A 20,421-nucleotide genomic window follows, 5' to 3' on the forward strand; every position below is an offset into this window, starting at 1 on the left:
TCAACCAGTGGTTACTTAGTGGAACTCACGTTGCACGCCGCTCATGGGAGCCGCTTTATAGTGCCGTAACAAGAACTCAAGATTCTGTGCCAGGCTGTGCCGCAGGTCATAGGGCATGACCAGTTGTGAAATGGAGCCCAGACTCAGAGCTTCCTTCGGATTCATCAGTTCTTTTTCATACAGCGCGTTGTAATGGGCATCCTGTTCCTTAACCCAGGCATCCACTTCTGCTTGAGCCTGTGATTTGGCGGCCGCTTCACTGCCACCGGCCGCCATCAGTTCATCAATGCGCTGTGCCAGCTTGCCTTTTACTGCACCGCGAACGGCCTGCATTTCCTTCTTGTAAACAAACTCTTTACCGGCGTTACCCATAACCGCAAGACGTGTGGTCGGCAATGCCAATACCACGTCGGCCCCCGTGGCATAACTGTTGAAGGCTGCATAAGCACCGCCAAAAGCGTTCCGCACAATTAACAGAATACGCGGTGTACGCAGGTCGATAATGGAATCCAGCATGGCACGTCCGGCCTGCACAATACCCTGACGCTCCTGGTCGGTGCCAGGCAGGAATCCGGTGGTGTCTTCGATGAACACAACCGGAATGTTATAGACGTTACAAAAGCGGATGAATCGCGCGTTCTTATAAGAAGCAGCAATATCAATCTGGCCGGAAGCGACCGCACTGTTATTGGCGACAATACCCACAACATTACCGCCCAGACGACCAAATACACACACGGTGTTTTGCGCACGCTCGGGCTGGAATTCAGTATAATCGCCGTGATCGCAGATTTGCTGAATCAGGATCCGGATATCTAACGGCGTGTTGTAACCAGAGGGAGAGTTGAAGGCTTTCTTGAACAGGATGTCGGCATCCCAGGTTTTACGCGAAGTGGGATCAGAGGTTTCCTGGAACGGCGCCATCACGGCATTGTTATCCGGAAAATAACGCAGCAGCTCTTTCGCTTTGCGCAGTGCGGACACTTCATCAGGCACCACAAAATCCACCACCCCGGATTGACCGTGCACACCCGGCCCGCCCAGCTCGTCAGCGGTGACGTCTTCACCCAGAACCGATTTCACAACACCGGGACCGGTTAACCCAAAGAAAGTGTCCTTGGGTTGGATCATAAAACTGCCTTGACGGGGAAGGTAAGCACCACCACCGGCGTTGTAACCAAACATACACATGATGCTGGGCACCACGCCACTGATACGGCGTAATGCAGCGAAGGCTTCGGCGTAACCGTCCAGCCCGCCAACCCCGGCGGGTACATAAGCACCGGCAGAATCGTTCATTCCGATGAGAGGAATGCCGCGCTCGCCGGCCAACTTAATCAGGCTAGCCAGTTTGCGTCCATTGGTGGCGTCCATAGAGCCAGCACGCACTGTGAAGTCATGGCCATATAAGGCCACATCACGTCCGTCGATATTGGCGATCGCGGTTACAATCGAGGCGCCGTCCAGATTCTTGCCCCAGTTCTGATACAGGACTATGGGGTCTTTATCGGTAAGAACCCGGATACGCTCCCAAACGGTCATGCGTTTTTTGTGATGCTGCTTCTCGATCGCGACCACACCGGCTGCGGTCTCGGGACGCTGCATGAGATCCCAGCCTTGCTTAAGAGATTCTTCATAGATGCCGGGTTCGCGGGCAATTTCACCGGGGATCTTGAATTCTTTGGTTTCCGGTTCGTGGAAAGGATTTTCCAACGACGGAACAAGTTTTTTCTGTATTCCCATGCTGTAAACGCTCTTTGTCAATTGGCTAGAACAATGAAATATAAGCGGCTTTTCTAAAATCCGGCACCGGGTAACCCAGGGTTACCGGCTATCGTGGAGGGTGCGAAAAACCTACCAAGGAGCCCGCACAATGGCGTGATCCTTATTTTCGTTTTTTGGGGTCGGCAGATTATTGGATGTACTGACCACTGAGTCAACAGCAGTTTCGTTTCTTCCGGTTGACCGGAATACCCCCTTATCAGTATCCAGCGCCGCCCTTTGTATTCCTGCTATCCCTGCCATAAACCGGTCTTTAAACAGGCACGCCACTGGTAAAGCACTTTACATTGTTTGACGTTTGCAGACAGGAAGCAGATACCCCTAACTCAAAGGGCTGGCCATTATCCCATAGTTGTCTGGCATTTTCAGCTGCCTATTTGCCGCTGATTTGGTGAAAATCGTAAATGCATCTTTCAGAATCACAAATTCAGCGCGCCACTGCTATTCAGCCCAATTCAGTGCAGACAGGAGCCCCAAAGGTGGCATAATGCGACCATGAACCTAATCCTCCTGCAACCCCATGAACTGCCTTCCGGCCACCACGGACCTGTGATTCTGGATGATCAGCGCGCTCGGCACATCACGCAGGTAATCCGACCCTCGGTGGGCGACCGGCTGCGGGTCGGATTGGTGGATGGGGCAATGGGTTTGGCGACGGTAACGCAATGCATTGATCCGCAGCGGGTGGAACTTGAGGTGACACTGGCTACCCTGAACACGCCACCCCCGGCACCGCTGCCGGTAACCCTGTTGCTGGCACTGCCAAGACCGAAAGTGTTACGCCGGGTATTGCAGACCTGCACGGCGATGGGCATTAAACAAATCTACCTGATCAACAGCTATCGCGTGGATAAAAGCTATTGGCAAACCCCGTTACTGAGCGACGAATCGGTTCACACACAGTTGCTGGCAGGGCTCGAACAGGCCCGTGACACGATCTTGCCGCGAGTGCATTTGCGCTCGCGTTTTAAACCCTTTGTGGAAGATGAGTTGCCGCAACTGGCAGAAAACAAACTGTGTTTGACCGCACACCCGGCTGACACAGCAACGCCTTGCCCCACTGCCGTTCGCCAGCAAACGCTCCTGGCCATCGGTCCCGAAGGCGGGTTTATTACCTACGAAGTAGATAAGCTTGCGCAAGCAGGGTTTGAGGCAATTACTCTGGGCCCGCGCATTCTCAAAGTGGAAACGGCCATCGCGGCGCTGATATCAAGGCTGTTTTGACTTGCCATCGTCGGGGCCATTGCTCCGGGATTGAGCTGGGGAATGTCTAAGCTAACAAGTTGATTATCCTTCTTTCAGGGTCATGGTGAGCTTACCGGCTACCATGACTTGCGGTTGCCGCTCACGCAACGCTGTAAAATGCTGCTTATTTGCGACCCTGTCCTCCTGCCACCACCTCAGCAGCCAGTGCGCCAGCCCAGGAACCGACTACCAAGACGTCAACCTCCTGATCAAACTTCCGGCTGTGATTAGCAAATTGGGGCTGTACGGGGGCTTTTCCTCTTGTTATTGGACACATCTTATGCGTTTAATTTAGGCCAATGATGCTGGCTAAACCGGATAATGCATCATTTATGCAATGTTACTGCAAATATGCAAATTTTAGTTTTATATCTGTTTGATAAAAAATAATACTGACTGGAGCTTAAAGGCATGGATTCTCAGGCTCATAGCTATCTCAGCGGACCGACTACACCACCGCTACTGGAAGAAACCATCGGGCAATGCCTTAATCGCATTGCCAAGCAATATCCACAAAGGGATGCCCTGGTCGTACGGCATCAGGATATTGCCTGGACCTACCAGGAATATTTGTTAGAAATTGATCGGCTGGCAACAGGCCTGTTAAAGCTGGGTGTAAAACCCGGTGATCGCATTGGCATCTGGTCACCCAACCGGGTGGAATGGTGTCTTACCCAATACGCCACCGCCAAAATCGGCGCTATCATGGTGTGCATCAATCCAGCCTACCGCTTGCATGAATTGGAATATGCGCTGAAGCAAGTGGAGTGCACAGTGTTGATCAGCGCGGAACAGTTCAAATCGAGCGACTACCTGGAAATGCTCGATCAATTAATACCGGAGCTGAAACAAGCGACCGCCGGTAAACTGCAGGCAGCGAATTTACCCCACCTCACGACGGTTATCCGCATGGGACAGGGTAAAACACCGGGTATGTTTAACTTTGACAAGGTTTGTGATGAAGGTGGTGTGGCAGAGTATTTGCGATTGCGTGAATTAAACAAAGCGCTTAACCCCCACGATGCAATCAATATACAGTTCACCAGCGGTACCACCGGCAGTCCTAAAGGAGCCACCCTCACCCATCACAACATCCTCAATAACGGTAATCAGGTTGCCCTGGGAATGAACCTGTGCGAACAGGATCGGGTGTGCATTCCCGTTCCGCTGTATCATTGCTTCGGTATGGTGATGGGTAATCTGGCCTGCCTGACACAGGGTGCCGCGGCCATCTTGCCGAGCGAAGCGTTTGATCCTGAAACCGTATTGGAAACCGTGGAAGCGGAGCGCTGTACCGCTCTGCACGGCGTGCCTACCATGTTTATTGCAGAGTTGGAGACGCCAAACTTTGATGAATTTGATCTTAGCTCTTTGCGCACCGGCATTATGGCTGGCAGCCCCTGTCCTGCTGATGTAATGCGCAACGTGATATCCCGAATGCACATGCGAGAGGTCACCATAATGTACGGGCAAACCGAAACCAGCCCGGTGAATCATATGACGGCACGCAATGATCCGCTTGATAAACGCTGCGAAACCGTAGGCAAAATCGGCCCGCACCAGGAAGTAAAAATCGTTGATGCCGACGGCAATACCGTTGCCACCGGAGAAAAGGGTGAACTGTGCTGCCGGGGTTATTCCGTGATGAAAGGCTACTGGGGCGAAGAAGCACAAACCGGCTGTGCGATTGATGAAGAGCAATGGATGCATTCCGGTGATCTGGCGATCATGGACGCGGAGGGTTACGTGCAGATCGTCGGGCGCATAAAGGACATGATCATCCGGGGTGGCGAGAATATTTATCCTCGGGAAATTGAAGAGTTTCTTTATACTCATCCGGCGATTCAGGAGGCGCAGGTATTCGGTATCGCCGATGAAAAATTCGGCGAGGCAGTGTGTGCCTGGATCAAATTAAAGAAGTGTACCCGGCCTACCGAAGAAGACATCCTCGCGTTCTGTAAAGAGCGCATTGCTCACTTTAAGGTGCCGACGTTGATTCGTTTAGTAGACGAATTCCCGATGACGGTGACCGGGAAAATTCAAAAATTCAGAATGCGTGAACACATGCAGATGTCACTTAAGGAGAATATCAACGCCTGACCGGCCACAAGGCGGCTTCGCGAGCGAATTCAGTCTGGTTTTGCATGGTTATTGCGTATTACTTACAATACGCTCGCGCAGCCACTCGACAAAGGCAGGATCATGAGCATCACAAAGCCGGGCACCTTTACGCAAGCTGGCACACGGGGGAAATCGAAACGGGGCCGCACTCCCTCGATTGATATGGATAAAATCGCCCATGCCGTGCGGAAAGTGAGCTTGGACGAGACCGACATTTCCATGAAAGATGTTGCCGATCATCTTGGGGTGAATGTGACCACTCTGTATCGACATGTCGGCGGAATAGACGGTCTACGCCGTATTCGCGCGTCCTTGTCACGCAATGATCTGCCACCATTACCCGACGCCACAGGACATAGCTGGTCGAGCTGGCTTTGTGTTGTGGCCGAATACTACCGCAGCGCTCTGCTACAACACCCGGACCTACTCGATTTTGTGCAGGCCGCGCTGGATCCGGATTTTATCAACCTGGAAAAAGAAGCCAGCATACTGGTGGAATTTGGATTTGAGCCCCGTGCCGCCCTATTAGCACACAGCTTCCTGATCACCACCATCACCGGGTATGTGCAACAGGAACTGCAAACCATCGAAGACACCCGCTCCGGATACGCGCCCTATTACAGTCGCTTGTTCCAGAACCTGGATGCCCACCCGGAGCGTCTTCCCACCCTGAGCAACGTCAATCTAAGCCAGCGGGACCTGGATCGGGACCTGAATTTCAAATCCATCGTTACCTATGCGATTGCCGGCATCGCAAGCCAAAAAGGGGCACCTAAAAGCCAACAAACGGTATTGTGATTGCCTTTCAGGCTTTATCCATCTATAAATGAACGGATCAAATAAACAAATATGCCAGAAGCCGTGACCGCTCGAAAAACTGCATTATCCCGCGATCGAATTATTAACGCCGCCTACAAGCTGGCCAAGAAAGATCCCATGAACGCGCTCAGCATGCGGAAAATTGCCACAGTGCTGAAAGTCACTCCGATGGCGATCTATAAGTATTTTGCCGATAAAAATGAACTCACCGCTGCGGTGATTGATAAACAATTGACAGACAGTCATCTGGTGCCGGAAGAGATCGATCGCAACGATTGGCGCTTATGGCTTAAAACGTCTTTTTCCCGGATGTGGGATGCCTATGACAGCGCGCCCAATATGATTCCCTACATGACTCATGCCACCAGCTTCGGCCCTGCCGTATTGCAATGGCAGAACGAAACGTTGGGCGTCTTGATCAATGCCGGACTTACGCCGAAACAATCCTTAACGGCCTATGCAGCCATGTCAGAACTGGCAACCGGCAGCAATATTCTGGTTCCGGTGCGTGAACGGGGGGTGGAAAAAGTCTTTCCCACAATCTGGATCGCGCTGAAAAACGGCACCGTGCCACTCCCGGATGAAATCAGCAAAGCCCATAACAGCGTAGAAGATTACCCGTGGTTGTTAATGTGCGGCCAGGCCATGATAGAGGACATGAAAGACAGTCGCCGTGCCTTCATCAACGGGCTTGACCTGATTCTGGACAGCGTTAACTGTCAGATCCTGGCGAACCAAAAGGCGGACTGAGGCGACAACACCAACAATCGCTCTGTAACTCTTTCCTCTTCAATTTTATTAAATGACATGGGCTTCGGTACCCGGGAGCGGCTCTGCCTGCCGCTCCCGCCTAACAGCTTGCTACAACACTGACGCGAAGCCCTCAAATTCCGGGTGTCCCAAATAGATCCCCTTCGTATCGCCGGCATTAGCATGAGCAAGACGAAAAGCGTCTGATTTGGTCCAGTTGCGGAACGCTTCTTCGGATTCCCATTCCGAATGGGAAGCAAACAGGGTTTCCTCTTCACCGGTAGCGCCTTGCAGCAAATTGAATTTTTTGAACCCCGGAACCGTCTCCAGGTGGGAGTCGCGGTTTTTCCACACGTTGATAAAATCCTGCTCACGGCCTTTGGTTATACGGAAGCGGTTCATAGCGATATACATGGTTATTCCCTCCAGGTAAAAACAAAGCCTGAGTTTCCCACATGCCCGACCGGGAAACAAATATCCTGTTTGGGTTGAAATTCAGCTGAATACATCGGAATATTCGGCCTATCACCCAACAAAAATAAGCGTCCCGTGGTCTATAAATCGCTCATTGTTCTTATTCTGGCTACTCTCTCCTTCTTCGCCCCTACAGCCTTTTCTGCCGACGCAAATGTCAAGCGCAACGACCTGAATCTGGCTGCGGTAAAAGCCTCGGTGGTAGAACTGAAGAGTGGCAAACCGCTGTTTGCTAAGCACGACGACTGGATAGCGCCTATTGCATCCCTAACCAAACTAATGACCGCTCTGGTGGTATTGGAAAGCGGGCAAAGCCTGGAAGAATGGGTTGAGATCCCCAAACCGGATCGCGAGACCAGCAAGAACGCTTACTCCCGTATGCGCATCACATCGCAATTGAAGCGCAAGGACTTACTCAGAATCGCATTAATGTCTTCGGAGAATCTGGCAGCATACACGCTAGCACAAAGCTACCCCGGTGGCGTCACGGCTTTTGTTATCCAGATGAATGTGAAAGCTCATGAGCTGGGCATGCTGGACAGCACCTTTGTGGATGCCAGCGGTTTGTCGGTAGGGAACGTTTCAACAGCGGCGGATATGATCAAACTGACTAAAGCTGTGGCAGCAAAGAAAATCATTGGTGAATACTCGACGACTCCCGTTTTTACCGCCCGGTTTCGTAAGCCCCGGTATGTGCTTGGTTACGGCAACACCAATAGCCTCGTTCACAGCAGCCGCTGGCAGGTTGAACTGAGCAAAACCGGATACATCACCGAAGCCGGACGTTGCCTTGTGATGGTAAGCAAAATCGAAGGGAAAGAAGTGGCCATGGTGTTTCTGGACTCCTTTGGCAAACGCACCCCGCTAGGGGATGCTGGCAGGGTCAAACGCTGGATTGCCACCGGTAGCGGAGGAAAAATTTCCGGGCTTGCGCTTCAGTATGAGCAAGATAAATCGAAGCACTATCCAGGGCTTAAAAACGAGAAAATGCAGGCGCAAATTAAGTGATTACAACGATCTTCTCTATCCATCGGACCCAAGTGAATTTTTCGTGGCGAAATCAGTGACCTCTGGCGACGGCATCCGCCTGAACAAATTCATCAGCGATTCAGGCTATTGCTCCCGTCGCGAAGCGGACGCACATATTGGAGAAGGTGCGGTAACGGTAAACGGTAGCGTTGCTGGACTAGGCACACGAGTGATGCCCGGTGACACCGTAAAAGTGGGTTGGCAAAAAATCAAAAATGTCCCGGATAACAAGTCGGACCGGGTTTATATTGCCTACAATAAACCCGTCGGTATTACCTGCACAACAGACCAAAACGTGGCAGGCAACATTATTGATGCAGTTCGCCATAAGGAACGTGTTTTCCCAGTCGGACGCCTGGACAACCCCTCCGAAGGTTTGATTTTTTTAACCAGCGATGGCGATATCGTTAATAAGATTCTGCGCGTTGGTAATGCTCACGAAAAAGAATACGTAGTAACGGTGAATAAGCCGATATCAGGTCAATTTGTTGAAAAAATGTCAAGCGGGATACCAATCCTGGGGACACGAACCAAACCGTGTAAAGTCGTAATGCAAAGCGCGCTGAGTTTCAAAATCATTCTAACGCAAGGCTTAAACCGGCAGATCCGCAGAATGTGTGAATATTTGGGCTATGAGGTGGTTAAGTTAAAGCGCGTGCGGATTATGTCGGTAAAGTTGGGCACGTTGAAATCGGGTCAGTGGCGTAATCTGACTGATAAGGAAATGGCGGGTATCCGGGAGGCGATTGCGACATCGGATAATAGTGCAGCGGCATCTCCGGGGAAGAAGGTGAGAGCGGGAGGCAGCAAAGCGCGAGTGAAAAAACCTTCTAAGGGCAATACCCCAGGCAAATCTCTGTCAGCAAAATCAACGACTGGTAAATCCGATTCGACTAAAGCCGCCAAGGGAAAGAGCCGATCGGGCAAAACAAGCGGTAAATTTGTTACCAGAAATTCCGGGGCGGGAAAATCAACCAGTCCACGCAAGTCGGGCCGAGGAAAGCCTGGTAGCCGCAAGTAGTTCACCTGAATGACTCAATCTTGCATCACTATTTAACGTAGAGAAATGTACTGCTCTAATGTTGATTACGCTGGTCTTTTAACAATAATACCGATAGACGTTACCGCATACCCGCTGATCAACAGCTTCAGATGCGGTGACATACTATAGGGCGGCGCATCAATATGATTATCAACCTGACTTTCTCCAGTATTCAGATTCAAGGGGGCCACTATAAATCCTGATGCTTCAAGCTCCCCAATCAGCTGCCGTATGTCGCAGGCTCGATAAATGGAACAGCTCGGGTGTTCACAGGTATCATCATTTGAAGACAGATTAAATTCAGTCGTATGAACGGCCACACCACCCGGCTTCAGACACTCCACTGAATGCTTGATAAAATCCAAGCCATGCTTCAATGAACCCAAATGCTCCAGCGCACAAGCAGACCAGGTAAAATCAAATTTTCCTTCAAGATCGTCGGGAATTTCATTCATATTGACGGACCGGAATTGAACGCGGTCATCAAAATTTTCTCTAGAAATAAATTTCTCAGCCGCTGTATAAAGCCCTTCCAAACTGGACACATGCTGCATGGTATCTACCCAGCCCTGTTCAGCGGCCTGCTGCTGTTCCAAATCAGTAGCCAGAACTCTACATCCATGCTGCGCAATCAACCCGGCTAGTGGCTCCCGGCCGCAACCAAATCCCACCCCGCTCATACCAGGCCGCAACACGCCTGTTAGTTTCAGGGCCTGAAGAATATAGGCAAACTCCCATTGCTTACGGGAAAATCTGGCCGGGCTGTGCATGTCCCGACACCAATTTCGAAAAACGGGTGACAACAACTGGTTCGCAGTACACAACTGTGACACAGGCTCTTCAAGAGTAGGCTGGGGAAATGCGCCGAAGTCAACAAGCTCCTGGCTTAAAAAATAACGGCGACGCCGCTCCACCCCAACCCGCAACTGCCAATAAGCTAAATAGGCGCTCCAAGTGAACGGCACCATACGAACATACTTACGTACTCTTACCAATAACTGACGATTGGATATCACATCCATTCTGAGTATTCCTTCTCAACCTACTACCGAACTGCATCGACTAACTTAACCTTTCCTTGCGAGGGTCGAGTGCCACTACCCGACCCGGCTTAACGGTAGCCTCTTGCGCTAAAGCCGCTGCCATTTCACTTTTCCAGAGCAAATCCTCAACTTTACCTTGCGGGGCATAGCCAAGTGGGGCGCGCATCAACAAATCACGAATCGCTTCACAGTCACCGCTATCAAATAGTATCTGTAACTCAGCCAGAAGGCCGTCTAACTCAGCCGCTTCAATCATGATTTCCTGAGCCTGCATGACCCTCGGATGACTGGTCGGCATGTCGTTCTCGCCTATTAGCAGCTCTTCATATAGCTTTTCGCCAGGTCTCAGCCCACTATAGGCGATCTCAATATCACCATCGTTATCACCTTCTTTAACCGACAACCCTGTTAATGCGATCATCTTACGAGCCATCGCAGCGATTTTAACAGGCTCTCCCATGTCCAGTACGAATACTTCACCACCCTGTGCCATAGCACCGGCTTGAATCACCAATTGAGCCGCTTCGGGAATTGTCATGAAATAGCGAACCATATCAGCATGCGTCACGGTTACCGGGCCACCTTTCGCAATTTGCTCCTGAAACAGCGGAATCACCGAGCCTGAGGACCCCAATACATTGCCGAAGCGAACAATGCCAAAGCGAGTTCGGCTCTTCGCTTTATTCTTAAGGGAGTGCTGAACCTGAAAAACCATTTCAGCTAGCCGCTTACTGGCCCCCATTATGCTCGTAGGACGAACCGCCTTGTCAGTGGAAACCAGAATGCACGCCTCTACACCAGCGTCACTTGCAAGCCGAGCGACATTGGCAGTGCCAAATAAGTTATTGCGTAGCCCTGCCACCAGATTATGCTCTACCATAGGAACATGCTTATACGCAGCCGCATGGTAAATGGTCTGGACACGGAAATTGTTCAACACAGAGCCAAGTAACTCCTGGTCCAGCACAGACCCCAAAATCGGAATCAAAGCACATTCATCAGGTACAACTGCTTTAGACTCTTCCAGCTCACGATGAATACGGTACAAACTGAATTCTGACTGATCCAGAAGTACCAAATTGCGAGGTTTTTGCTTTAAAATCTGACGACAAAGCTCCGAGCCGATCGACCCTCCGGCTCCCGTCACAAGAACCACTTTATCGCGAATATTGGCATGCATCAGCGATTTGTTAGGTGCCACCTCATCACGTCCCAACAGATCCTCAATCTGTACGTCGCGAATCTCTTCCAGACGCGCTCGCCCCGACATCAAATCCCCCAAATCGGGAATACTGTGTACACGGACCGGCAAATGCGATAGTGACTCGATAATCTCCCGACGACGTGACCTGGATACTCCGGGCATAGCCAGTAGAACATCCTTTATACCCATTTTCTGGTACTGCTCTAAAAACCAGCTTCGGCTAACCACGGCCACGCCACTGATGACACGCCCGATGCGCTCCGGATCATCATCAACAAAGAGCACAGGTCGATATTCTTGGGAGTTGAGCAAAGACAGCATTACACGGGATCCAGCAGACCCGGCGCCATAAACAGCCACCCGGCGACGCTGGTTGTTTTGGGAAGCGAATATCCAATGCCGCAGAAAGAATCTACCCCCGCCCACGAATAGCAACACCAAAACAAAATAAACAAAAGGAACGGACCTCGGCAACCACACCTGAAAAAGGAAACTCAAACAGGTCATAAATACAGCAGATGCGAGGGCCCCTTTCAATACAGTCAAACCTGCATGTATACCAATATAACGAATGACGGCACGGTAAAGGCCCGTACGAACAAAAACCAGCATAGTCGCGGCAGTTGTAAGAATTACCACCAACCATTCGCCTTCATTCAACCCAACGTGCTTAAAATCTAGCCGCAGGTTAAATGATAACCAATATGCAAAGGGTATTGCCAGAGCATCTGAAGCCAACAAAAGCATGCGTTTATAGTTACGTGGCATCGATTCCAGTTTCTTTAGCATAAAGTACCCAGTCTGCCTATTGAATAAATCCATTTTCATCTAAACGCAATAACCTTATAAATCTGATAGCAATATACTCAAAATTTCTGCCAAGGCCAAAATTTAATCTTGTCATATTGTGTTAACTCGACCAGCCCCCATACTGATAACAACCATGCAAAGTGGAAGCCAAGCCAGAAAAACCAACCAAATGCCCCATTCAGGATAGATCGCAGACAACCAAGCTAAGGGTAATAACCAAAGCCCATTTACCAGCAACACCAGCAGACTTACCTTGCGGTGAGCGCTTGCCCGGGCTGCCCGCTCGGACATCGAACAGATCAAACGCTGCTGATAGCTCCGGGTCAACTTCTGATATGCGTGGCTACGATGAGCCTCATAGAATTTTTGTCCGTTCAACAAACGGGTTAACAAAGTGAACGAGGCATCCATCACAAACAACGCGGTTAAAATTAACCAGACCGGATAATCCGACCAACCTTGCTTCACCGAAAGTAATGCGAATGCAAATATCATAAACGCCAACCAAGTGCTTCCAACATCGCCCATAAAAATCCGCGCTGGCGGCCAATTCAAAATCAGAAACCCCAGAACGGCGGCAACAAGTAGAAGCATAACCTGAATAAGCGAACCTTCCAGGCGACTACCATCAGACGAAAGCATTATCAAAATCGAGGATAACAAAACTGAAAGCACCTGTACTGAGGCGATACCGTCAATTCCGTCCATAAAATTAAATAAATTGATCCACCACAGGCCAGCAATTCCGACCAGTAGCAAGAAAAACCATCCACCAAGTTCCACTCCCAGAACATCAAATGGAGGCAATGCACCCAACCACAGGAGTAATAACAGCACCACGAAGGACTGTAAAAGAAAGCGAAACCGGGCAGGTACAGAGCGGATGTCGTCCCACAAACCTAAAGCCGCCAAAAACGACCCCAGTAAAAACACCACTCCAATGTAATCGAAGAAAAACAAAAGACCAGATAAGGTTGCCACCAGAACAACACCCAATCCACCCCCGTGAGGGGTAGACTCGACGTGGGAACTGCGTTCGTTAGGTAAATGGACTAACCCTAGGGATTCTGCACGCCGGAATACCTCACGCGAAACATACCAGGAGCAAAACAGAACTGGAATTAACCAATATAAAGAAAAGCCCATGAACTTTATTAATTCCCCGGTTAAATTCAACTAATCCGGGGCAAGCGCCCCCAGTGCTTTGCAAAGTACCTGGCCATGCTGGATGCATGCCATACCATAAACCTCAGATCTCGCCGGCTACTGCGATGAGCCGTGTGTATAACGGAAACACCGGGATCGAAAGCAACTTTCATCCCGTTTTTCCAAATGCGTGCGCAAATATCAACATCCTCATAATACAAAAAATAGGCCTCATCAAATCCGCCGACTTCACGAAAGGCTTCAACATCAAATAGCATAAACATTCCGGCGACCCAATCGGGACTAAAGACATTTGAACGGGAGTCAAACTCATATTCTCCAACATCCACCCCAACAAACTTTTTTATTAAGCTAACAGCCCCGGGGAAATGTCTAACACTATCTTCAAGAATCCCATTGTGATTTACGACCATTGGGGCTATTAAACTTGAGCGTGTCTTTCGCAAACTACTAAGCAGGGCTGAAAAAGGGTTCGATCCAAATTCAACGTCTGGATTCAACACACAAAAAAAAGGGCTGCTCGCTTCACTAGCGGCGTTATTATGATTTTTTCCGTAACCTTGACGTGACTTGTTTTGTATCAGCTTAACCCGGGGATTATTGCTCGAAATTGTCGGCTCTGGCTCTGGAATATTCTGCGTTAGTATCACGGTATCAATTTCAGGATACTGTAATAGCTTTTCAATCAGGCTATCCACCATGCCACCATGACCGTGACTAACAATAGACACATCAATCAAAACCATATCCTCTAAATACAGTAAGCGCCATTTCCCCCCCCCTACTTACCGTTACTTTACCTACTCCAGTGCATCCTATTCGGCTTGCATCTGAGGTAAAAAGTGAAGCGAACCCAATATTACGACCGCTGTTGACACCATCCAGTTTAGTCTAATGAGAAAATACACTTACCAACCCTGCTATTACCTGCATCCCGCTGTGCGATTAAGAATTGTCTGAATAGATTAAATATCACAATCAATCCGCTGCCCGTACAACGCCTCAAGCATTGGGGGTAATTCTGTATAATAAGTATGTTGCGGTCGCCATCCCAGTTCTCCGCGGATTTCCGAGGCATCATATTGTGCAGACGCTGTGAGCTTATCGTAAACAGACTGGTTAAAAGGTAATTTTATCCGGGTCACAGCTTGAACACTTTGCCCAACCACAGCAGCCCACGCAAAACACCAGCCCGGAACCACCAACCACGGACGCGGTAATCCTGCAGCCTGATATATACCATTCTGCAATTGACAAGGAGTATAAGGCTCTCCATCTGTCAGGGTATACACCTTACCATTCGCTGACTTATCAAAAGCAACTAATATCAAAGCCGACACAACATCGTGAACTGACACCATCGAACGGATATTGCCGAATTCAGGCAAACAAACCCAAGCCCACGGGAATCGACCCCGGGCAATAGCACTCATCATAGAATACAGATTGCCTTTAACTCCGGGCCCGTAAACTAAAGCCGGCCTAACGACTGCAACTTGTATCCCGTACTTCTTACCATAGCTGAGCACCAAATTTTCCGCCTGCAGCTTTGATCGGCCATATTCATCATCTGGTTGCCCACACGCCTTGACACTACTCACGTAAACAAACATACGCACTGCGGATTTGACGGCAGCCTCCAGTAAATCCCGGGTACCTTTCACGTTAACTTGCCTATATAGAGTCTGCTCGTCAGAGGACAGCTCGGTGTGGGCGACATTGGCCAAATGAAATATCGTATCGATACCATCCAATAACTCAGGGGGCACTTGATCAACCCCATGATTTAGTTGAACGCATTCAATTGTTAATTCGCTTTCCACTGATTTTCGGGAAGTTGAAATGATCTTAATATCCTGCTGACACAACTCTTTAATCAGGTAGCTGCCGATGAACCCCCTTCCCCCCGTTACCATACAACGCATTTTCAAACGGATTCCAGCAGTTGACGGTATAGTGTAGCGTATTTCTGACCCATTTCTTCACCAGTGAAGAGACGCTCATACCTCCGCCGGGCACCCGCTCCCAAGCGTTTACGCAATGCCTCATCACGGTCCAGAAGTTCCATCGCAGATCGCAACGCAAGCGGATCTTCCGGAGAAATTACCAACCCACTTTCGTTGTGAATATTGACAAAACTTGTGCCGGTACCAATCTCGCAACTGATCAAAGGCTTCCCATACACGGCCCCCTCTAGCAAGGTGACTCCGTAGGCTTCAGAACGGAGATGAGAGGGAAATACAACACCTTTGCAATTCTCAAAATAATAACGCTTGGTTGCATCATCAACCGACCCGGTGAAGTGAAGGTTCCCCAACCCCAACTGACCGGCTTTCTGCTTTAGCGCCTGCTCTTCCGGCCCGGTGCCAACCACTACACAGTGGGTGTCTGAGCCTGCCAAGGCGTCGAGAAGAAAATGCAGACCTTTGTAATAGCGCAGCATACCGACAAACAGGAAATACCCTTTCGACTGAAAGCGGGCAGGCAGCTCAGGCTTCTGAGGGAGCCGCTCACTGTCAAGGTATGCCTGATCGCAAATACCTATAGGTACAACTGACACCTTTTCCTGAAACCGCTGAAGTAGCGGGCTACTATCAACATAATTCTGAGAGGTCGCCACAATGACATCCATTGAATCAAGAAAACGAATCATCAAAGGGTAATACAGTTTGAGCAACCCTTGCTGTCGCACGATATCGGAGTGGTAGGTCAAAATAGTAGGCTTCCGAACTTGCCCCAACATATGCAGTACGTCAGCAAATGGCCAGGGAAAGTGATAATGAACCACATCGGCCCATTCAACTTGACGGCGAAACTCAGGAAGGCACGTTAAGGAAATATTGCAGGAAGCAATTTCGATGGTTTCCCTTGAGCGGATAACATCGCCTTCAGGATAGTACAGGCAGGCGGGTTCGGGATCCGGACTTAATGTAAAGATTCGGGTATCCACCCCTGACTTTGAAGCACCCAAACCAATCTGGCGGATGACCTCCTGAAGCCCGCCCGGGGGATCTGGAAAATAGGTTCGGTAAACTTGGAGAGCTTTCACTATCTGACTGGTACACCTATAGACAATTTAGACACCTTTTTCGTGGGCGTGCTCGAATATTTATTTTGCATCCAGCTCTTCCGGCACGGAACTACAAGAAGCGCATTTGTTCCAGCCCGGAGCCACCACAACAAAACCGTCAATCCGGGCAAACAGGTCACTGTCTGAGTTAAGGTGACGCGCCACCTTCTCGATCGCGTTATCACCAAAAAAATACAAAGAATCCCTATCATATTGACCTGTCATTAATGTCTCAATTGCTTTTTCATTCGCCAAATGCAAAGATTCCATATCGACCCTGGCCATGTGGACAGCATCTGTCGGCATTTTATGAACACCAGCAAAATTAGCCAATTCCTGCCAATTTACTGAATTTTCTTCCGGCGGAATCCATCTGATACGGTTATACCGCATAGCAGCTTCTTTCCAGAACGGGTTAACTAATTTTGTTTGCCAGTGCGAACCGGGGATAGTCATTAATCTTTTCCGAATTTCAAGCCACTCTGCACTCGTATCGACAATTTGTACTGCCAAACCCAGCCCGATTAAGGCAATGGCTACCCTCCTGCTGTACCCGCGTACGATTAGAAAAATAATGGCAAAATATACCACATAGTAAACAGGCCAGAACATTCGACCTGATGACCGGAAAATATTTGCAAAACGCTGCACTGGCTCTGGCAATGGCAACGAGAACCACAACGATTGCATACCCACTTGATGGGAAAGAGCAAAAAGCGTCAACAAGAGCAATAAAGCTAATAATGCCGGACGTTTTAGTATTGAACGAATTATTTCAAACCTGCTGGCTAACGCTGCGGGCAGTGAGCAGGCACCCAACAATACCATTCCTAATCCCAAATAATTAAACCCCTCGTAAGTTCCAGGGGCCTCAGGTATGTCTGGAACAAAGTAAGACCATCCGCTTGCGTCCAGAATTGATAGAGGATGCATACGATAATAGCCAAACCCACCCGAGACGATATCACCACCCACACTAAAATATCCGGCTTGCCAACTCGCCAACAACACAAACCCAATAACTACAGCCACCTCTAAAATCGCCATATTAAGAGGTATGCCACGCTGCCTATAACGATCAAGTAAATCGGCTATCCAGACCACTCCAACCATTGCCAACAAGTAGGCATGGGTAAACCCGCTCACCGATAGTAATAGCGCCCATACAGTAATACGATACTGTAATGAAGGCTTAAACGTCAGATAAAGCGAGGCAACGATAAGAAAGTGACCGACAAGACTAAAGTGCCCATTCAGCCTCCAAAGCATCGGCGGAGAAAACACATAACAACAAGCGCCAAAAGCACAAAGAAGGGCATTTTTCGAGATCAACCCAATTAATTTATACGCAAAAAAAGTCTGCAGAATAAAGCATACCAGCAGCCAAAAACCAAAATACTGGAAAGTCTCTGGAAGAAATCCCGAGAACATTTTAAAGAATATAGCGAATAGCGGGTTAGAATCTGAAAAGATGATGGCATTGCTGATCTCCAATCCATAGCTCGGATTTAACCCGATTGGAAATTGCCAATCTGAATTTCGAAAGAAAAGCCAACCGAGATAGTGGAATGCAGGATCGCCGGCGCTTAACCACGCTATATTGCTTGGATATAGCGCTCGTGGCCCAACAACGGCTAAGAAAGCCAACAATCCGACAGCAATCGAGAACAAACTAACTGGCCAATGACCGCGCGCTTTATGGCTATTAAATTTCAAATACTTTCCCGCAAGAGATGGCCATCTAAAAGCTTAATTTCACCGACTAGGGCTCAATACGTGAAACGGTAAAAACCAAATAAGTCCGACTACCAGCAAAGCTACTCACTATAGAAATTGAATTTGGTTTCTCTTTTTAAGTCAATCTAGAGATTAATTTCCTAAAACGCGCTGGCTGGTGAGCATAAAGCAAAAGTCCATCGGATTAGCTAATAAGCCGCATGAGATCTCAGATACGTTTCGCTGCTACGCGGTGGCACTGCTCAACATCAAAATCTTCACGACAAAAAACAGCGGTATGAAACACATACGATTGCAGAACATATCCTCTTTTTGCCATGAACTTTACTATTGGGTTAGCTGCACACTCATTAAGACTTAGTCGATGAATTTCGATTGCGATAACAGACGGGCATTGTTTTTCCCAAGGGAAACCTTCGAGAACATCCAACTCGACTCCTTCGACATCCAAATTCAGAAAATCGACATTATTTTCAATAGAGTGCGCCTCTAAAACCGTTCTTAACGATGTAGTTTTTATCAGCTCTTTACCTTTATAGCTTGTAAAAAGCTCTTTATTTTTCTCTATCTTTTGAAGGTGCTCATGCTGCGCAGGATAGATAGTGTTAAGAACCGGATCTCCGTATTTGTAAAAATATACTTCGCTACCATCTTCAGCACTTAACGCAGCACATACAGATTTCACTCCCGGAATATCTTTTTCCAATGAGCTAACAACTTCGTGATCTATATCTATATTAACCCCTGTCCAACCAAATAGCCGTAATCTCGCAGTCATGCTCATACTTCGTGAATGATATGCTCCGCAATCCAGATAAAAACCATGCTCTTTCCACAACAAAAGCCGGTGCACCAAAATATCTTCACCGTGTTCGGAAAACACAAAATCACTCACAACTTAAAACTCCTGCCATGCGTCTAAAATAATATGATTTAACCAATTGTTCACGAACGACTCTCGTCCTCTCCTCTTGGCTCACAGATACAGCTTGAAGTAAATCTTCGACGAAAGCAGCCTCTCCGGGAAACGTTTCAGGCTGGCTCCAACTTTCAGTAATTGATGAATAATTTACAACCTTAAATTTACTTTTTCTGCTGGCCAAAAAGTGACTTAAGCTGCGCTCAAAAGTAAAAACCCCCATGGGAAGAAACCTGTCGTCGGTTGTGGTGAGAGTATAAGGCGTTGGCTCCCTCAGGCTACAACCTTTATCAGATTCCAACAAAGAAACGAAGTCCAGAATAAATTTTGAATAATCCTCCCAGAACCGCCTGGACCCTAAGAAAAAGTTACAATGGCAACATAAATTCGCATCGTTCTGCGCATCTATCAAGGGTAGTTTCTGATCAAAAATGTCAGCCCAAACCAACGACAACGAATCAGTAATCCCTGAGTGTTCTAATTCTGCCAGCTCAAGAAAATGATTCGCCACTGAAAGTTCCCGCACAAAAGGGTGAAAAAGATAAACATCAAACCCTCTGTTCGAGCCTATAAAGTCATTATATTGGTCGTAATTTATACCCATTTTTGTCAGAAACTTAGGGGAAAACAAACCAGACAAATCAAAATCACACCAAACTTGATGTTCTGCGAATTCACGAAATCCATAAATTTCACGATAATCACTTTTGTTGACTTTTGAAGCATCAAAGGTCAGGAACTCGTCAGGAAGTACTTTACTTTGGTTCTCAGCATAAATCAGCTCAAAACTACCTAGCCGCACTGGTAATTCCCTGCGTATACGTCTTGTAACTAATAGCAGCATGCAGAAAAGCAGATGCCTGGACTGCTCTAAAAGCCAGAATACCTTTGCTGGCTTTTAGAAGCGCTCCTTTTTTACGTGCAATCGCCAAATCGGATACTAAATATCGCGGGAGGGACATGGAGAAAAACAAAAGTGAAAACAAACTCTTTCTACCGAGATAGAATTCAACCGCCAGCTCACGATACAATCTATTGTAAAGCGTTCTATTTCTATCATTGTGATGGTGAACCACAGTGGCTTTAGAGAGACTGTAGATAAATCTGTGTAACTGCTTATCATCAACGTCAGAGATGGCAAGGATAAGCAGTTATGAACAAAGACACCCTAGAAGCCCTGGCACGCGAAGCGGCCAAAGGCATTAAAAC

The 20,421-nt window shown here is 48.5% G+C and carries 17 protein-coding genes; 6 read left to right on the forward strand and 11 right to left on the reverse strand.

From position 1 onward, the window contains the following. Positions 1-15: 15 nt before the first annotated feature. Complete coding sequence (locus FT643_RS13550; RefSeq protein ID WP_156871930.1) at positions 16-1,743, reverse strand: acyl-CoA carboxylase subunit beta; 1,728 nt, start codon at positions 1,741-1,743, stop codon at positions 16-18. Positions 1,744-2,277: 534 nt separating this feature from the next. Here FT643_RS13550 and FT643_RS13555 point away from each other — a divergent pair. From FT643_RS13555 to FT643_RS13570, 4 genes are all read left to right on the forward strand, one after another. Beyond that, complete coding sequence (locus tag FT643_RS13555; RefSeq protein ID WP_156871931.1) at positions 2,278-3,006, forward strand: 16S rRNA (uracil(1498)-N(3))-methyltransferase; 729 nt, start codon at positions 2,278-2,280, stop codon at positions 3,004-3,006. Between the two features lie 432 nt (positions 3,007-3,438). Then, complete coding sequence (locus FT643_RS13560; protein WP_156871932.1) at positions 3,439-5,127, forward strand: AMP-binding protein; 1,689 nt, start codon at positions 3,439-3,441, stop codon at positions 5,125-5,127. Positions 5,128-5,229: 102 nt separating this feature from the next. Continuing rightward, positions 5,230-5,946, forward strand: coding sequence for a TetR/AcrR family transcriptional regulator C-terminal domain-containing protein (locus FT643_RS13565; protein ID WP_156871933.1), 717 nt, complete (start codon positions 5,230-5,232; stop codon positions 5,944-5,946). Between the two features lie 51 nt (positions 5,947-5,997). Beyond that, on the forward strand, positions 5,998-6,717 hold the full coding sequence (locus FT643_RS13570; protein WP_156871934.1) for a TetR/AcrR family transcriptional regulator: 720 nt from the start codon (positions 5,998-6,000) through the stop codon (positions 6,715-6,717). 111 nt (positions 6,718-6,828) lie between these two features. Here FT643_RS13570 and FT643_RS13575 read toward each other — a convergent pair whose 3' ends face one another. Beyond that, positions 6,829-7,131: an antibiotic biosynthesis monooxygenase family protein gene (locus tag FT643_RS13575; protein WP_156871935.1), complete on the reverse strand. Its 303-nt coding sequence runs from the start codon at positions 7,129-7,131 to the stop codon at positions 6,829-6,831. Between the two features lie 135 nt (positions 7,132-7,266). On the opposite strand from FT643_RS13575, the gene pbpG reads away from it, so the two are divergent. Both pbpG and rluF read left to right on the forward strand, forming a co-directional pair. Beyond that, complete coding sequence (gene pbpG / locus FT643_RS13580; protein ID WP_317622027.1) at positions 7,267-8,199, forward strand: D-alanyl-D-alanine endopeptidase; 933 nt, start codon at positions 7,267-7,269, stop codon at positions 8,197-8,199. Positions 8,200-8,242: 43 nt separating this feature from the next. Beyond that, on the forward strand, positions 8,243-9,241 hold the full coding sequence (gene rluF / locus FT643_RS13585) for a 23S rRNA pseudouridine(2604) synthase RluF (RefSeq protein WP_317622028.1): 999 nt from the start codon (positions 8,243-8,245) through the stop codon (positions 9,239-9,241). Positions 9,242-9,306: 65 nt separating this feature from the next. On the opposite strand, the gene FT643_RS13590 is transcribed toward rluF, so the two are convergent. The 9 genes from FT643_RS13590 to FT643_RS13630 form a co-directional block, all read right to left on the reverse strand. After that, entirely contained in the window at positions 9,307-10,284 is a 978-nt protein-coding gene (locus FT643_RS13590) for an SAM-dependent methyltransferase (protein ID WP_156871937.1), read from the reverse strand. A 40-nt stretch (positions 10,285-10,324) separates the two neighbouring features. Then, positions 10,325-12,298 (reverse strand): polysaccharide biosynthesis protein, encoded by a 1,974-nt coding sequence (locus FT643_RS13595; RefSeq protein WP_156871938.1) that lies wholly within the window; start codon positions 12,296-12,298, stop codon positions 10,325-10,327. A gap of 111 nt (positions 12,299-12,409) precedes the next feature. Beyond that, positions 12,410-13,300 carry an MraY family glycosyltransferase gene (locus FT643_RS13600; protein WP_198043529.1) on the reverse strand — a complete coding sequence of 297 codons (891 nt, stop codon included), beginning with the start codon at positions 13,298-13,300 and terminating at the stop codon, positions 12,410-12,412. Positions 13,301-13,491: 191 nt separating this feature from the next. Continuing rightward, positions 13,492-14,217 (reverse strand): glycosyltransferase family 2 protein, encoded by a 726-nt coding sequence (locus tag FT643_RS13605; protein ID WP_317622032.1) that lies wholly within the window; start codon positions 14,215-14,217, stop codon positions 13,492-13,494. A gap of 234 nt (positions 14,218-14,451) precedes the next feature. Next, on the reverse strand, positions 14,452-15,411 hold the full coding sequence (locus FT643_RS13610) for an NAD-dependent epimerase/dehydratase family protein (protein WP_232340202.1): 960 nt from the start codon (positions 15,409-15,411) through the stop codon (positions 14,452-14,454). 2 nt (positions 15,412-15,413) lie between these two features. Beyond that, positions 15,414-16,535 carry a glycosyltransferase gene (locus tag FT643_RS23905; RefSeq protein WP_198043530.1) on the reverse strand — a complete coding sequence of 374 codons (1,122 nt, stop codon included), beginning with the start codon at positions 16,533-16,535 and terminating at the stop codon, positions 15,414-15,416. Positions 16,536-16,595: 60 nt separating this feature from the next. Next, positions 16,596-18,272, reverse strand: a complete 1,677-nt coding sequence (locus FT643_RS13620; protein WP_156871942.1) for a DUF6311 domain-containing protein — start codon at positions 18,270-18,272, stop codon at positions 16,596-16,598. A 229-nt stretch (positions 18,273-18,501) separates the two neighbouring features. Then, a complete protein-coding gene (locus tag FT643_RS13625) occupies positions 18,502-19,188 on the reverse strand; it encodes an FkbM family methyltransferase (RefSeq protein WP_156871943.1) in 687 nt (228 codons plus the stop codon). Further along, positions 19,181-20,014: a hypothetical protein gene (locus tag FT643_RS13630; protein ID WP_156871944.1), complete on the reverse strand. Its 834-nt coding sequence runs from the start codon at positions 20,012-20,014 to the stop codon at positions 19,181-19,183. Before FT643_RS13630 ends, FT643_RS13625 begins: the two co-directional genes overlap by 8 nt. Positions 20,015-20,421: the final 407 nt, after the last annotated feature.

Source organism: Ketobacter sp. MCCC 1A13808, assembly GCF_009746715.1.
Taxonomy (GTDB): domain Bacteria; phylum Pseudomonadota; class Gammaproteobacteria; order Pseudomonadales; family Ketobacteraceae; genus Ketobacter.

Coding starts and splice junctions, on each gene's coding strand:
- FT643_RS13550 (WP_156871930.1), bottom strand. CDS start 1,743: ATGGGAATACAGAAAAAACTTGTTCCGTCGTTGGAAAATCCTTTCCAC.
- FT643_RS13555 (WP_156871931.1), top strand. CDS start 2,278: ATGAACCTAATCCTCCTGCAACCCCATGAACTGCCTTCCGGCCACCAC.
- FT643_RS13560 (WP_156871932.1), top strand. CDS start 3,439: ATGGATTCTCAGGCTCATAGCTATCTCAGCGGACCGACTACACCACCG.
- FT643_RS13565 (WP_156871933.1), top strand. CDS start 5,230: ATGAGCATCACAAAGCCGGGCACCTTTACGCAAGCTGGCACACGGGGG.
- FT643_RS13570 (WP_156871934.1), top strand. CDS start 5,998: ATGCCAGAAGCCGTGACCGCTCGAAAAACTGCATTATCCCGCGATCGA.
- FT643_RS13575 (WP_156871935.1), bottom strand. CDS start 7,131: ATGTATATCGCTATGAACCGCTTCCGTATAACCAAAGGCCGTGAGCAG.
- FT643_RS13590 (WP_156871937.1), bottom strand. CDS start 10,284: ATGGATGTGATATCCAATCGTCAGTTATTGGTAAGAGTACGTAAGTAT.
- FT643_RS13595 (WP_156871938.1), bottom strand. CDS start 12,298: ATGCTAAAGAAACTGGAATCGATGCCACGTAACTATAAACGCATGCTT.
- FT643_RS13610 (WP_232340202.1), bottom strand. CDS start 15,411: ATGCGTTGTATGGTAACGGGGGGAAGGGGGTTCATCGGCAGCTACCTG.